Here is a 13,352-nt window from a genome sequence, read left to right on the forward strand (position 1 = left end):
ACTTTACAGATATCTCTGCCGCAAGCCGAGGCATCAAATTGCTACCCCCGGTCAAATCGAGTATTCTTTTTAGTAATTACTCTCATTTGCATAAAGATTCCCACTCCTATGAACACTGCCCTCAGCCCTGCCGCATCGCTCACCGAGTCGTCCGTTTTACGTCTCGATCAATGTACCAAGGGTGCTGAAGTGCGCGTGGTGGAACTCTTGGCTCAGCCACTATTTGGCCAGCAAGACGATGGCGTATCGCTACGCCTCAAGGAATTGGGCTTTTTGCCGGGAGCAAAGCTCAAGGTCATCGGATTTGGCCTGTTGGGAAGCGATCCCTTAGCCGTTCAAGTCAACGGCACCAAATTTGCCCTTCGCCGCGCTGAAGCCGCTAAAGTCAGCGTGGAATTGATCAATAGCGCGGAATCCCGTTAATGTCGACAAGTCTTCGTTTCGCCCTCGTGGGCAATCCCAACTGCGGGAAAACCTCCCTTTTCAATCGCCTGACCGGCGCCCGGGCCAAAGTGGCCAATTATCCAGGTGTCACGGTCGAACGGCGTGTCGGACAATTGATCGGGCTGGAGCGTCCTGCTGAGTTGCTCGACTTGCCCGGTACCTACAGCCTCATCGTCACCTCCCCGGATGAGCAGGTCGCACGCGATGTGATCTTGGGGAACATGAAGGGCGAGTCGCTGCCAGATGCCCTGATTGCCGTGGTAGACGCCACCAATCTGCGCCTGGGACTGCGCCTGGTGCTGGAGTTGAAAGAGCTGAACCGCCCGCTGATCCTGGCATTGAACCAGGTGGATGCAGCACGAAAACGCGGTATCACTATAGATGTGGCGGGTCTGTCCCACGCCTTGGGCATTCCCATTGTAGAAACCATCGCCGTTCACCATCACGGTGCCGATGCCCTGCGCAAGGCACTGGCCGATTTTGCTGTCGAGCAGGCCCAGGCCGATGTAGTGCGCACACCTGGCGAACACCAGTCAGTCGAAGCGTCCTACCACCATATTGAGTCGTTGATGTCACAATTTGTGGTACAGCCAGACGCCGGCCCGAGTTGGCAGGACCGGCTCGATGCCGTGGTGATGCACCCGGTATTGGGATTGATCATCCTGTTCGGCATCCTGTTGGTCATCTTCCAGGCAGTTTTTGCCTGGGCGGGTCCGGTGATGGACCTGATTGATGCGGGCACCACCTTTCTTGCTGACGGCGCTGCAGCTACCTTACCTGAGGGTGTTCTACAGGATTTCGTTGTGAATGGGCTGATCGCCGGGATGGGTGGGGTCATCATCTTCCTACCGCAGATCGTAATCCTGTTCTTCTTTATCCTGATTCTTGAAGATTCCGGTTACCTGACCCGTGCGGCGTTTTTACTGGACCGCCCTATGCGCGGTATCGGGTTATCGGGCCGCTCATTTATTCCGCTGCTCTCCAGTTTTGCCTGTGCCGTACCGGGCATCATGGCTACCCGGACCATCCAGGACCCGCTGGAGCGGATGATCGCCATCATGGTGGCGCCACTGATGACCTGCTCCGCCCGTTTGCCGGTCTATGCGCTCATCATTGCCGCGTTTATCCCGGCGCAAACCGTATGGGGAATTTTCAATCTGCAGGGCCTCACGCTCTTTGCTTTGTATCTGGCCGGTATCGTCAGTGCATCGCTGGTGGCCTGGCTCATGCGCCGCCGCCAGACCCGCGAGGAATATCCCTTGCTGCTTGAGCTGCCCAGCTACCGCTGGCCCATGGCCTACCACGTGCTCATCGGGCTGCGCGAACGCACCTGGATCTTCCTGCGCCGTGTGGGCACCATCATCCTCGCCCTATCGATCCTCCTGTGGTTCCTGGCCAGTTATCCAGCCGCACCGGAAGGTGCCACGCAAGCGGCCATTGAATACAGCTTTGCCGGTCGCCTGGGTATCTGGATGCAACCGCTGTTTGCCCCGCTGGGATTCACCTGGGAGATGTGTATTGCACTGATTCCCGCCATGGCAGCGCGCGAAGTAGCGGTGAGCGCCCTGGCAACCGTCTATGCCGTGGGCGGAGATTCTGTGGACGCAGCGCTGGGCTACGCCATCGGCAACAGTTGGGGCTTACCGGTCGCGCTTGCCTATCTGGCCTGGTTTGTCTATGCGCCGCAATGTATCGCCACCATCGCGGTCGTACGTCGTGAAACCAACTCGCGTGCTGCAACCACTTTTTTCACGGTGTATTTGTTCGCGCTGGCTTATTTTGCTGCCTGGGCGACATACAACATCGCCATGCTCTGGCATTGAAGTCACTGACGGAGGTAGCGTATGTGGCAGGAAATAATTGTTGGACTCTGCGTGATCGGCGCACTGGTGTTCCTGGTACGCCGCTGGCTGCCGATGGGTAGGAAAAAATCCGCCGGCTGCGACAGCGGGTGCAGCGGATGCGCCAGCACAACCGCGTGCCAGACGCCGCCAGCGCCTACCGACAGCACGCGCCGTCAGGATTCCGGCAAGGTTAACCAATAACGCGGGTTGTCCAAGGGTGTGGCCTCAGGCAAGTCGGGGTTTTCCAAGGTAATGATACGCCGCGGAAATTGTTTCAGTTGCTCCAGCCCGGCCTTGGTGCGCGCGTGGGAGTAAAAAAACTTATCAAATTCCCCCGAGTCGATTAAGCGCTCAAGGCCTCGCTCAATACGAACGGCCAGCGCCTCTCTGGATCTGGGCACAAAATAATAAATCGCCGTTGGGTAGACGATCATCAAATTCTGTTCCACCACCATATCTTCATTATCCGGTCGCTGTGCCAGCTCAAACCAGGCCTCGGAAATACCGCGGGGGAAGTAATCGAAGCGCCCGGCCATCAGCATCTTGAACAGCGAATCGGTGGAGGACGCCGTCGTCACCGGCAAATCATTCAATTGCAGGATGCGTGTATCCGGCCAATGCGCACCTTGGCCGGCCAACAAGTCACCTAACTGCGCGCGAGTCATAACCTTATCAAAGCGTGGTTGGTCCTGTTTGCGGATAATAAACACCCGCTTGCCGAACAACCCTTTAAACAGTGGAATACGGATCGGGCGCAGCAGCGCCTCGCGCTCTTTGGTGGTCATGGTCCAGATCACAGTGTCACTGGCTTCATGATGCAACAGATAAATCCAGCGCGCCTGGGACAATTCATAAGGCGCAAACCGCAGCTCAATCTGCTCATCTGGCGCCTTGCTGGCTTCCAGAGCCATCCTTAACAGCGTGACAAAGTAATCACTGGGCTGCTCCATGGCCACAGCCTGAATATTGATCGATATAACTTTTTGCTCAGCCGCAACCGAAAAGCTACTGAGCAAAGCGATACCCAAGATGATTCGTTGCAGGTTAATCACGATAGCCACATCCCGGTGCCCCTAAGCACATAATTTGTCAGCTATCTAACAACTCTAGCCTACCGCGTTCCGTTTGCTCAAAAATCTCCTTGAAATGCCCAGATCACTCCCCTACCGTATAGGCCAATCTATTTACCCGAGGGACAACCATGCAGGAAAAAATCAAACAAGAAAAACTGGAGCTGCGCACTTTTATATTGTTTCTGCTGTTGGTGTCGGTCGGTTTCCTGTGGTTGCTGCGCCCCTTCTTCGGCCCTATTTTTTGGGCCTGTGCCATCGCAGTGATTTTCTACCCGGTGCAACAAAAACTGCTGCAACGCTTCAACAACCGCCGCAATCTGACCTCGTTACTGACGTTATTGCTATGTATCGTCATCGTGGTCTTGCCAATGATTTTTGTCATCAGTTCGGCGGTAAATGAAGGCGCGGCCATTTATCAAAAAATTGAAGGTGGCGAGATTAAACCGGCGCAATACATCGAGCGCTTTCGCGATGCATTTCCCACTGTCGAGCAATCACTGGAGCGTGTCGGCATTGACCTGAACAAGCTCAAGGAAACAGCCACCGACGCGGCCATGAGCAGCGGCAAAATCCTGGCGCGACAGACCCTGAACATCGGACAAAATGCCTTCAGCTTTATATTGAACCTCTGCCTGATGCTTTATCTCACCTTCTTTATGTTGCGCGACGGCAATAAATTAATTGAATTACTGGTGCGTGCCTTACCTTTAGGAGACGCGCGGGAACGCTTGTTATTTTCCATGTTTGCCGAGGTGACCCGCGCAACCATCAAGGGCAACTTGGTGGTCGCTATCGTGCAGGGCGCCCTGGGCGGTTTGATCTTCTGGATACTCGGCATTCCCGGAGCTCTGCTTTGGGCCATCTTTATGGCCCTTGCCTCATTGATCCCCGCCGTCGGTCCGGCACTCATCTGGCTGCCGGTCGCACTCTATCTCTTTGCCACTGGCGAAACCGTGGATGCCTTGATCTTGGTCGGTTTCGGCGCCGGCGTCATCGGCCTGGTTGATAACGTCCTGCGCCCCATCCTGGTCGGACGCGACACCAAGATGCCGGATTACATTGTGTTACTTTCCACTCTGGGCGGACTGGCCCTGTTCGGCATCAACGGCTTTGTGGTCGGCCCGCTGGTAGCGGCGTTATTTATGGCGTTCTGGGGGATCTTTATCCGCGAAGTCAACACCCAGGACGAGTCCGCCAAAGAGGCCGATCTCACTCAACCCTGACCGGCGGCAAGGGCGGCAGCAATCATGATAGACTGCCCGCCCTTTTTACTCCCTTACATGAGAAATGACGTATGTCAGAAGAATACACCACCGTTGAACAACGGGTGAGTTACGGCGTTGGCCGCCAGATGGGCGACCAATTGGCAGCTAACCCGTTTGAAGGTGTCGACGCGGCAGCCGTTGCAGCGGGCGTTGTCGATGCATTGCAAGGCAAGGCCAGCGCAGTGGCCCACGCTGACCTCGAAGCGGCATTCAAGGAAATCAGTCAACGCATGCAAGCCAAACAGGCTGAGCAAGCCAAAGCCAAGGCCGCGGAAGGCGAAGCATTTCTCGCTGAGAACGCAAAAAAAGCCGGCGTTACCGTGACCGCGTCCGGTCTGCAATATGAAATCGTCACCCAGGGCGACGGCGCAAAACCTACCGCCAGCTCTCGTGTAAAAACCCATTACCACGGCACCTTGATTGACGGCACGGTATTTGATTCTTCCTACAATCGCGGCCAGCCTATCGACTTCGCGGTGAACGGTGTGATTGCCGGCTGGACCGAAGCCCTGCAATTAATGCCTGTCGGATCAAAGTGGCGTTTGTACATTCCCTATCAATTGGCCTACGGCGAACGTGGTGCCGGCGCCAGCATCGCGCCTTACTCTGCACTGATCTTTGATGTGGAGCTCCTGGACATTCTTGGTTAATACCATTCCAACAGATTCTGCGCTCAGCATCGCCGCTTTTAGCGAAGGGCGATGCGCGCGGAATGTTTTCTTAATTTCAGGTTTCAGCGTTATTTCCCGGATTGATTATGTGGTTTAAAAACCTCCGTCTTTATCGTCTCACCGAACAATGGACACTCACTCCCGAAGAACTCAATGAACGATTGGGTGAGTTTAGTTTTAACCCCTGCGGTAACCTCGACATGATGCGTTACGGTTGGGTACCTCCACTGGGGCGACACGGCAGTGAATATGTGCACGCCGCCGCCGGCTACATCATGATCTGCGCAAAGAAACAGGAAAAAATCCTGCCCACTGCCGTAGTCAATGAGCAACTGGAAGAAAAAGCCATCGCCATCAGCGAAGCGGAATCGCGCAGTGTCGGACGCAAGGAACGGCAGACATTAAAAGATGAAATTATTTTTTCCCTGTTGCCCAAAGCCTTCACCAAATCCTCGCTGGATTTTGCCTACATCGCTACGCAAGAGGGTTTGATTGTCGTTAATGCCTCGTCCGCCAAACGCGCCGAAGACTTGTTAAGCGCACTGCGCGAAGCGCTGGGCAGCTTGCGTGCAATTCCTGTCACCGCCAAAAATGTTCCCACCCAGGTAATGACCCACTGGCTGCGTGACGCGCAACTGCCACCGGAGTTTGAACTGCGCGAAGAATGCGAATTACAAGCGGGCAAAGACGGCCGGGTTATTCGCTGCAAGAATCAGGATTTATATGCTGACGAAATACGCAGCCACCTGGAGAGCGGCATGTTTGTGAACAAAGTGGCGATCACCTGGAAGGAAGCCATTCATTGCGTCATTGATGATCAGTTGGCCATCAAGCGCCTGAAGTTCGAAGACAAAATTCAGGAACAGGCCAACGACCGCAACCCGGAAAGCAAGGCAGAGCAGTTCGACGCCGACTTTGCCATCATGACCTTGGAATTAAAGACCTTTATCGCTGCGCTACTAAAAGCGTTTGGCGGAGAAGACGATTCCTATCAGGATGCGTAATGGAGATGGATCGCCTATATTCGCGCGATCCATACCACCGCTTTTTCCTCTCAACACAATTGATTCATCAAGCTGCAACAAACCTGCCCCATACTCGCGCCCACGAACAAACCACCCTGCTTTTCCACACATCGCGACAGACCTCGCGCCATAGTTTTCAGTATGAAAGATGATGTAACGCCACCCGATCTGATCGACGCCAGTGCTTGCGCAGCTGACACTACCAAGGACATCAATGGAATAATGGATCTGCAACAAGCAAGAGTGTTAGTAGAAAAATTAAGTCGCTCTTTGGAAACCAGCAATAAACTGGTCCACGCCCTTTTGGAGGGCAGCGCAAATGATAAGGTCATCGGCAAATACATTCTTAAAACTGCACGACAAACAGATGCGTTGATTGAGCAGCGAGCTTGCAAAAAATTGCAGGAGCTACTGGAGAAGACCTTTTTGTGCAAAAACTGACATAGTTTCCGCCGTTACCCTTTTCGTAAATTTTTGCAACTAAGTTTTCCTATAAGTTTTACAATGCTTCTGTAAAAAGCACCTCGTCGAACAGCACGCTACGCCATAACAGATACACCTGTAGATCCAAAAAGCGTAGCGCTGACAACCACTTACTTTCCTCAACAAACATTTGGCACATCCCATGCTTAATAGCATTCGCTACGTTAATTTATTAATAGATTGCATTGATCGAGGATGTAACCATGAAAAAACTACCTGTCTTTTTTGCCGGTGCTCTACTGGCCTCATCTACCCTGGTTTTAGCAAACGACCCTGCGGGGGCGGTGCAAGGGCCGCAAGCACCCAGCTTTAATGTGCTGGATGTCAACAAAGACGGCTCTATCAGCGAAAGCGAAGCGCTGTATCACGGTTTAAGCGAAAAGAAATTTACCGTGTGGGACACCAACGGTGATGACATGCTGACCGAAGCAGAATATGAGAAAGGCATCGAAGAAAAAAATGATGTCGATGGCAGCACGGAAGATTATTGATCATCGGATCGCCTGACCACCAAGGAATGACAAACAAAGGAGTGGAAACAGCTCAAGGATGAGCGGCGAGCCGTACCTCCCCCGCCTCCTTCTATCTGTGGATAATCCCCATGTTGTGCTAATATGCGCGCTTTTTTCCAATCGGGACCGCGCATTATGAGCAACAAAGTCGCCGTTATTATGGGTTCACGCAGTGACTGGGCCACCATGCAGGCCGCTGTGGAGATACTGCAGCAATTGGGTGTGGATTATCACACCGAAGTCGTCTCTGCCCACCGCACCCCCCAGAAACTTACCCGTTTTGCCGAACAAGCCGCCGATAGCGGCTATGGCGTGATTATCGCTGGCGCTGGCGGTGCGGCGCACTTACCCGGCATGGTTGCCGCGCATACCCGCCTGCCCGTACTGGGCGTTCCGGTGCAAAGCAAAGCCCTGAACGGGATGGATAGCCTGCTTTCTATCGTGCAGATGCCCAAGGGTATCGCCGTTGGCACCCTCGCCATCGGCACGGCTGGCGCCTTCAACGCCGGCCTGCTGGCGTGCCAAATCCTCGCGCTGAACGATCCGGCACTCGCCGCCCGTATCGAGCAATTCCGTACTGAACAGACCCAGGCTGTTCTGGATAATCCTGATCCGAGTATTGAGTAATGAGTCGACGAGTATGGGTCTTGGGCGCCGGCCAGCTGGGCGCCATGCTGCAAACGGCGGGTCGCCCGCTCAATCTGGATGTCCGCCCGGTAGCGATTGATGCCAGTGAAGCACCAGCACTGGATGCCCGGGATATCGTTACCGCCGAGCGCGAACAGTGGCCCGAATCGGTAGCCACCCACGCCCTGGCGCAACATCCTCGCTTCATCAATAGCACGGTCTTCGGCCGCCTGGCGGATCGCAAAACCCAAAAAACGCTGATCGACGAACTGGGTCTGGCCACCGCGCCCTGGGCCCATGTGGATGAATCAACCCAGGCGGCTGATCTGCATCATAAGTTTGGCGAACGGGTTCTGCTGAAGCGCCGCACCGGCGGCTATGACGGCAAGGGCCAGCACTGGTTGCATCAGTCCCGCCAGGATGAGATTCCTGACAATTGGCACGAACAAGCCATTGCAGAGCAGGCCATTGCCTTCGACGAAGAAGTTTCTCTGGTCGGCGCGCGCAACGCGGCGGGCCAATGCGTATTTTTCCCGCTCACCCTGAACCTGCACGTCAACGGCATCCTGCTCGGCTCCGTAGCGCCGCTGCCACGCCTGGCCCACTTGCAAGCTCAAGCCGAAAAGATGCTGGAGACACTGTTGCAGCATCTGAATTACGTGGGCGTGATGGCCATGGAATGTTTCCGCGTCGGGGACCGCCTGATGATCAACGAACTGGCGCCACGCGTGCACAACAGCGGCCACTGGACCCAGGCTGGCGCCAGCACCAATCAATTTGAATTACACCTGCGCGCCATCACCGATTTGCCGCTGGGCCAGCCGACCATTAAAGGCCTGAGTGTGATGGTGAATCTGGTGGGTACTGAGCGGAATAATCAATGGCTGGCGGTGCCGGGGACTGAGCTGGTGTGGTATGGCAAAGAGGTGTTGCCTGGACGGAAGGTGGGGCATATCAATATCACTCATACGGATAATGCGGCTATTCGTTGGTCGCTCGAGGCGCTTCGTCCACATCTGCCGAGTAATTACAACGAAGTTATTGATTGGTTGGTGCAATCGATTAGGTAGTTTTTTTTATTCTTTTGCGAGCGAAAAATCGTGCTCCGTAGCCCGTTTGTCATTAGGGCGGGTATTTCGAAAACGCATTGATACATCCCTGTAGCTCCCTCAAGTCGTCCCTGACTTGAGGGTTTCGAAATACCTGCCCTAACGCCAAACTCACATTATCCAAGCACCAGGATTGTTAGTTTGCATTTTAAAGCTGATGCTCAATGAGCGGTTCGCTTGAATAATCGTTGGAAAAAACTTACCACAACCAGTATCACCGCGCCCACTAAAATACCCGCCACAGCATTAAATACCGTTGCCACCAGCGCACCGGTGAAACCCTCATGCGCAACAGGAATCGCTTCAAGCCAGTAATGTAAAAACGGTAAGCCGTGAACCAGGATGCCGCCACCCACCATAAACATGGCTGCGGTACCGACGACCGATAGTGTTTTCATCAACCAGGGCGCGGTGCGTAAAATGCCAGCACCGAAGCCGCGTTGAAATCGTGCCGTAAAATTCTCGCCGGACTTTTTTTGCAGGTACAAACCTGCGTCATCAAGTTTCACAATGGCTGCCACCAGGCCGTAAACGCCAACGGTCATGATGATGGAGATCACCACCAGCACGCCCAGGCGACCCACAAAATCCATCGCAGCGGCGGCGCCCAGGGTGATGACGATAATTTCAGCGGATAACACGAAATCTGTGCGAATAGCGCTTTTCACTTTTTCTTTTTCCAGCGCAAGTATATCGATATCGGGATTAACCAACGCCTGAGTGAGTTCGGCGCGATGGTGTTCTTCTTCTGCGCGATGTAAAAATTTATGCGCGAGTTTTTCGCAGCCTTCAAAACATAAAAAGGCGCCGCCCAACATCAGCAGCGGCGTGATTGCCCAGGGCATAAGCGCACTGATCAGCAAGGCTGCCGGCACCAGAATAATTTTGTTGCGCATTGAGCCTTTGGCAACGGCCCATACCACTGGTAACTCCCGCTCAGCTCTGACGCCGGTCACCTGTTGCGCGTTAAGCGCAAGGTCATCGCCCAGCACGCCGGCGGTTTTTTTGGTGGCGACTTTGGTCATCACCGCAATGTCATCGAGTACTGTTGCAATATCATCCAACAGCGTTAATAAACTACCACCAGCCATACTGAATTTCCTTGTGAAACAACATAGTGAAAGCCGCCAGATGTCATGGCGGCACGAACAGGTTTAGTTGGGGGATGCTAGCAGCTTGGATAAGGACTATCCAGATGATGGAAGGGCAACCTCCATCAAACAGATGATTGGCTTTCAATAAAACTGTTGAGCGTAAGCCGCCCTTGACGCGGGTTTGGTGACAACCCGGCGGCGGCGGATATATCACCGGAATGCAGGGAGCAGCTGCGATAAATCAACGCGCGATTAAAACGCACCTGGATGCGGGCAATGCGCTCGAATAAACGGGTATTGCCATTGATGTAATCGCGGCCGACGGTGTCATCAGCCATGACTTCCTGTTTCAATACCTTAAAGTAATGCTCCAGCCTGTCGCTGGTAACCGTTTCGTAGCCCGTGCTGCGATGACGATAGAAGGAGGTGCCACCGAACTTTTCATGACACAGATAATGCACCACCGCAAATTGATGCGCGACATGATTATCGATATGCGGTACACATTGGATGGGGCGCAGTTGCTGCGATGGTGTGGTCGTGAGGGAAAAAGCAGACAGGCGCACCTGTGGTTCAAGTTGATCCGGTAAACCGAATACTTCGCGCAATATCGGTTCGATTTTTTGCAGTAACTGATCCGGATACCTGTTACTGACGGGTTTGCGAATACCGGGGTAATAATCTGTCGGTTGCGCTACAAACGGTGGATCGGCCTCGGCAAGGGCAATCAAGGTTTCCGGGTCATCGATGACATTATCGACCACCACCAGGGGTTGAGCCTCGTGGCCGAGGGCATGAACATCGTAGCCCACGCCGGCCACCTCAGGAGGCTGAAGCAAGCCGCGCATTTTTCTTTTCAACCAATGAATAGAGATGTCCCAGGGAAGTGATCAGGGTATAGATGGGCTTCAGATATCCCTGCTGATGCAGCTGCAGCACGGCAGCGTCATCCAGCGCGGCAAGTTTTTCTTCATCAATGGTGTACAGGCCTTGCACGCGCTGCTCCTGTTGATTAATAAAGGTAATGTTAAAAGACATCGGCATTAACAGTTTGTGTTGCAACAGGGCTTCAATAAATAGTTGCGTGTGTTGTTCGCCCTCAATCAGTTGCGCCAGCATGGCTTTTACCTTGCGCAAAAATGCCGTTTCCTCGCCCTGCTCATTAAAGATGGCTTCGCCTTGTTCACGCGTCAGGCATTCACTGTCCGCATCGATACAGATCACGGTTTTGTCATCTTCCTGTCCAACAAAAAATGGCTGGCGCACAATATTCAGCGGTGTGTAAATACCTTGCCAGCGATCGCCATCCCAAAAAAGATTTTCGTGTTCTTCAAATCCCAACAAAGCTACACACACGAAGCGCCCCGTGTCACTGTACTTGGTAAACGCAATCGGGTATTGCACCGCCAATTTGAGGAATTCGCTCATCACCACCGGCACCATGCGCTCTTTGGCTCCCTGCGCTTCAATCCGGCTTTGATCTACGCGAATATGACGATGAAGATTATTGTGTAATGAAACAAACTTGGCCATCTGGTCATTCCAATTCAGTTAAAGAGTTTGCAAACCGTATTGATGAATCCGCTTTAATAACTCGCGATTGCCGGGCAACTGGCGCAAGGCCTGCTCGACATGCTTACGGTTTTTGTGTAATTGCTCGCGTGCTTGCGCTTCATCCCAATGGTGTTGCTGAAACGCCGTATCGGTTTCAAAACCCATACCGTAGAGCACGTACTGATAACTCGCCGCCGGAAAGACTTCGTTGTTACTGGTGAAGTCGTGATCCCAGGGTGACTGATAGCGCCACAACTGCATGAGCTCCTGCAAGGTTTCCGGAATCGTCTGCGGATCGCGGTTATCAATCCAGAAGGCATTATCCGTGCGCTTGCTGAGGATGTAATGCAATTTCAGGAAATCAATAATCCGTTGCCAACGATAACGAAAGGTATCATTAAACCGCCTGGCAGTGATATCCATAATAGCGCGACACGCCGGCAATTGCTCTGCGATCATGGTTGCCGATAATTCCACCAGCACCAGCGCCGACGCTTCCAGCGGCTCCAGGAATCCCGCCGACAAACCCACCGCAACGCAATTATTTTTCCAGAATAATTGCCGATGGCCTGACTTGATCGGAATACGCCGCACCGCCGACTCATCAAACAGCAGCCCGACATAATCCGCCAGGCGCTGCAACGCTTGCGCTTCTGTCGTGTAGTTGCTGGCATACACATGGCCAATACCGCGACGATGTTGCAAACCAATATCCCAAATCCACCCTGCCTCCTGCGCGGTGGAGATGGTATGCGATGCAATGGGCGCATCTTCGTCCGTGTAAGGTACCTGTACCGCCAGGGCGCGATCAATAAACAGCACATCGCTGCAATCTACCCAAGGCACCTCGAAATGTTTGCCCAAGAGCAACGAAGAAAAACCGGTGCAATCAATAAAAAGATCGCCTTCAATACGCCCAGCCTGTTGTGTTTCAATGGCAGCGATATCACCATTTTCTGCTGAATGAACAGCAGTCACATCGGCAAGAATATGTTTAACACCCAATTTTTCACAACAATGCTTTTGCAAGAATGATGAAAATTTTCCGGCATTCAGATGGTAGGCGTAGTTCGCCATCGCACTGAATTCCGGCGTGGTGATCATCTTGGGTGCCAAACCCTGCTCACAGATTGCTTCCTGAAAACAGACCGCGGCAGAAAATGATTGCCCCTCTAATCCGTTGTGGCGATGCTGTTGCCAGTAAGGCGCGAGGTTAACTTTTCCGAAGCCTTGCGGGAGCATTAAGGGGTGGTAATAAAAATCGGTATCTGTCCCATCAACCCAGCGCGCAAACTTTGCGCCTTGCTTGAAAGACGCGTCACACTCGCGAATAAAATCCGTTTCAGAAATACCTAATTTAATTAATGTATTACGCATCGTCGGCCAAGTGCCTTCACCCACGCCGATGATAGGAATATTGGGTGACTCCACCAGAGTAACCTGGACACCATCTGGCTGATTAGCTTTGTGCATCGCAGCAATACGGCCAGCGGTGATCCACCCCGCCGTTCCACCACCAACAACCACAATGGATTTTGTTTTTTTGTTCATTATTCTTTCATGTTTTCTAAACGATATTGGTTGCGCCATGGGGTCAGGAATAGCGGTGAGTATGCGAGACTCGCCGTGAATACATCCCTGTAGGCTCATC

15 protein-coding genes are annotated in these 13,352 nt (G+C 53.2%); 10 read left to right on the top strand and 5 right to left on the bottom strand.

Annotated features, from left to right (window positions below):
• Nucleotides 1-108 precede the first annotated feature (108 nt).
• The 3 genes from ACSV5M_RS08950 to ACSV5M_RS08960 are packed head-to-tail and all read left to right on the top strand — an operon-like array spanning nt 109 to nt 2,489.
• Nucleotides 109-423: a FeoA family protein gene (locus ACSV5M_RS08950; protein WP_439175636.1), complete on the top strand. Its 315-nt coding sequence runs from the start codon at nt 109-111 to the stop codon at nt 421-423.
• Nucleotides 423-2,267 carry a ferrous iron transporter B gene (feoB, locus tag ACSV5M_RS08955; protein WP_439175638.1) on the top strand — a complete coding sequence of 615 codons (1,845 nt, stop codon included), beginning with the start codon at nt 423-425 and terminating at the stop codon, nt 2,265-2,267. Before ACSV5M_RS08950 ends, feoB begins: the two co-directional genes overlap by 1 nt.
• Nucleotides 2,268-2,288: 21 nt before the next feature.
• Nucleotides 2,289-2,489 (top strand): FeoB-associated Cys-rich membrane protein, encoded by a 201-nt coding sequence (locus ACSV5M_RS08960; RefSeq protein ID WP_439175639.1) that lies wholly within the window; start codon nt 2,289-2,291, stop codon nt 2,487-2,489.
• Here the strand turns inward: ACSV5M_RS08960 and ACSV5M_RS08965 are convergent.
• Complete coding sequence (locus tag ACSV5M_RS08965) at nt 2,462-3,349, bottom strand: hypothetical protein (protein WP_439175640.1); 888 nt, start codon at nt 3,347-3,349, stop codon at nt 2,462-2,464. The two genes, ACSV5M_RS08960 and ACSV5M_RS08965, sit on opposite strands and share 28 nt — an antisense overlap.
• 140 nt (nt 3,350-3,489) lie before the next feature.
• Here ACSV5M_RS08965 and ACSV5M_RS08970 point away from each other — a divergent pair, with 140 nt between their 5' ends.
• From ACSV5M_RS08970 to purK, 7 genes are all read left to right on the top strand, one after another.
• On the top strand, nt 3,490-4,584 hold the full coding sequence (locus ACSV5M_RS08970) for an AI-2E family transporter (protein WP_439175641.1): 1,095 nt from the start codon (nt 3,490-3,492) through the stop codon (nt 4,582-4,584).
• A 71-nt stretch (nt 4,585-4,655) separates the two neighbouring features.
• Nucleotides 4,656-5,276, top strand: a complete 621-nt coding sequence (locus ACSV5M_RS08975; RefSeq protein ID WP_439175642.1) for an FKBP-type peptidyl-prolyl cis-trans isomerase — start codon at nt 4,656-4,658, stop codon at nt 5,274-5,276.
• 107 nt (nt 5,277-5,383) lie between these two features.
• Nucleotides 5,384-6,301, top strand: coding sequence for a recombination-associated protein RdgC (rdgC, locus tag ACSV5M_RS08980; RefSeq protein ID WP_439175644.1), 918 nt, complete (start codon nt 5,384-5,386; stop codon nt 6,299-6,301).
• 162 nt (nt 6,302-6,463) lie between these two features.
• Complete coding sequence (locus ACSV5M_RS08985) at nt 6,464-6,763, top strand: hypothetical protein (protein WP_439175646.1); 300 nt, start codon at nt 6,464-6,466, stop codon at nt 6,761-6,763.
• Between the two features lie 245 nt (nt 6,764-7,008).
• A complete protein-coding gene (locus ACSV5M_RS08990) occupies nt 7,009-7,296 on the top strand; it encodes a hypothetical protein (protein ID WP_439175647.1) in 288 nt (95 codons plus the stop codon).
• Between the two features lie 156 nt (nt 7,297-7,452).
• Nucleotides 7,453-7,944: a 5-(carboxyamino)imidazole ribonucleotide mutase gene (gene purE / locus ACSV5M_RS08995; RefSeq protein WP_439175648.1), complete on the top strand. Its 492-nt coding sequence runs from the start codon at nt 7,453-7,455 to the stop codon at nt 7,942-7,944.
• Nucleotides 7,944-9,014, top strand: a complete 1,071-nt coding sequence (purK, locus tag ACSV5M_RS09000) for a 5-(carboxyamino)imidazole ribonucleotide synthase (protein WP_439175650.1) — start codon at nt 7,944-7,946, stop codon at nt 9,012-9,014. The genes purE and purK overlap by 1 nt, the downstream gene beginning before the upstream one ends.
• Nucleotides 9,015-9,214: 200 nt before the next feature.
• On the opposite strand, the gene ACSV5M_RS09005 is transcribed toward purK, so the two are convergent.
• The 4 genes from ACSV5M_RS09005 to ACSV5M_RS09020 all read right to left on the bottom strand — a co-directional run bounded on the left by ACSV5M_RS09005 (nt 9,215) and on the right by ACSV5M_RS09020 (nt 13,252).
• Nucleotides 9,215-10,144, bottom strand: coding sequence for a DUF808 domain-containing protein (locus ACSV5M_RS09005; RefSeq protein WP_439175651.1), 930 nt, complete (start codon nt 10,142-10,144; stop codon nt 9,215-9,217).
• Nucleotides 10,145-10,269: 125 nt separating this feature from the next.
• Nucleotides 10,270-10,995: a DUF6445 family protein gene (locus ACSV5M_RS09010; RefSeq protein WP_439175652.1), complete on the bottom strand. Its 726-nt coding sequence runs from the start codon at nt 10,993-10,995 to the stop codon at nt 10,270-10,272.
• Nucleotides 10,970-11,680, bottom strand: a complete 711-nt coding sequence (locus tag ACSV5M_RS09015) for a SapC family protein (protein WP_439175653.1) — start codon at nt 11,678-11,680, stop codon at nt 10,970-10,972. Before ACSV5M_RS09015 ends, ACSV5M_RS09010 begins: the two co-directional genes overlap by 26 nt.
• Before the next feature lie 18 nt (nt 11,681-11,698).
• On the bottom strand, nt 11,699-13,252 hold the full coding sequence (locus ACSV5M_RS09020) for a tryptophan halogenase family protein (protein ID WP_439175654.1): 1,554 nt from the start codon (nt 13,250-13,252) through the stop codon (nt 11,699-11,701).
• Between the last annotated feature and the right edge of the window lie 100 nt (nt 13,253-13,352).

It is taken from the genome of Cellvibrio sp. ARAG 10.3 (genome assembly GCF_051846955.1).
Classification (GTDB): Bacteria; Pseudomonadota; Gammaproteobacteria; order Pseudomonadales; family Cellvibrionaceae; genus Cellvibrio.

Coding starts and splice junctions, on each gene's coding strand:
- ACSV5M_RS08950 (WP_439175636.1), top strand. CDS start 109: ATGAACACTGCCCTCAGCCCTGCCGCATCGCTCACCGAGTCGTCCGTT.
- feoB (WP_439175638.1), top strand. CDS start 423: ATGTCGACAAGTCTTCGTTTCGCCCTCGTGGGCAATCCCAACTGCGGG.
- ACSV5M_RS08960 (WP_439175639.1), top strand. CDS start 2,289: ATGTGGCAGGAAATAATTGTTGGACTCTGCGTGATCGGCGCACTGGTG.
- ACSV5M_RS08970 (WP_439175641.1), top strand. CDS start 3,490: ATGCAGGAAAAAATCAAACAAGAAAAACTGGAGCTGCGCACTTTTATA.
- ACSV5M_RS08975 (WP_439175642.1), top strand. CDS start 4,656: ATGTCAGAAGAATACACCACCGTTGAACAACGGGTGAGTTACGGCGTT.
- rdgC (WP_439175644.1), top strand. CDS start 5,384: ATGTGGTTTAAAAACCTCCGTCTTTATCGTCTCACCGAACAATGGACA.
- ACSV5M_RS08985 (WP_439175646.1), top strand. CDS start 6,464: ATGAAAGATGATGTAACGCCACCCGATCTGATCGACGCCAGTGCTTGC.
- ACSV5M_RS08990 (WP_439175647.1), top strand. CDS start 7,009: ATGAAAAAACTACCTGTCTTTTTTGCCGGTGCTCTACTGGCCTCATCT.
- purE (WP_439175648.1), top strand. CDS start 7,453: ATGAGCAACAAAGTCGCCGTTATTATGGGTTCACGCAGTGACTGGGCC.
- purK (WP_439175650.1), top strand. CDS start 7,944: ATGAGTCGACGAGTATGGGTCTTGGGCGCCGGCCAGCTGGGCGCCATG.
- ACSV5M_RS09005 (WP_439175651.1), bottom strand. CDS start 10,144: ATGGCTGGTGGTAGTTTATTAACGCTGTTGGATGATATTGCAACAGTA.
- ACSV5M_RS09010 (WP_439175652.1), bottom strand. CDS start 10,995: ATGCGCGGCTTGCTTCAGCCTCCTGAGGTGGCCGGCGTGGGCTACGAT.
- ACSV5M_RS09015 (WP_439175653.1), bottom strand. CDS start 11,680: ATGGCCAAGTTTGTTTCATTACACAATAATCTTCATCGTCATATTCGC.
- ACSV5M_RS09020 (WP_439175654.1), bottom strand. CDS start 13,252: ATGAACAAAAAAACAAAATCCATTGTGGTTGTTGGTGGTGGAACGGCG.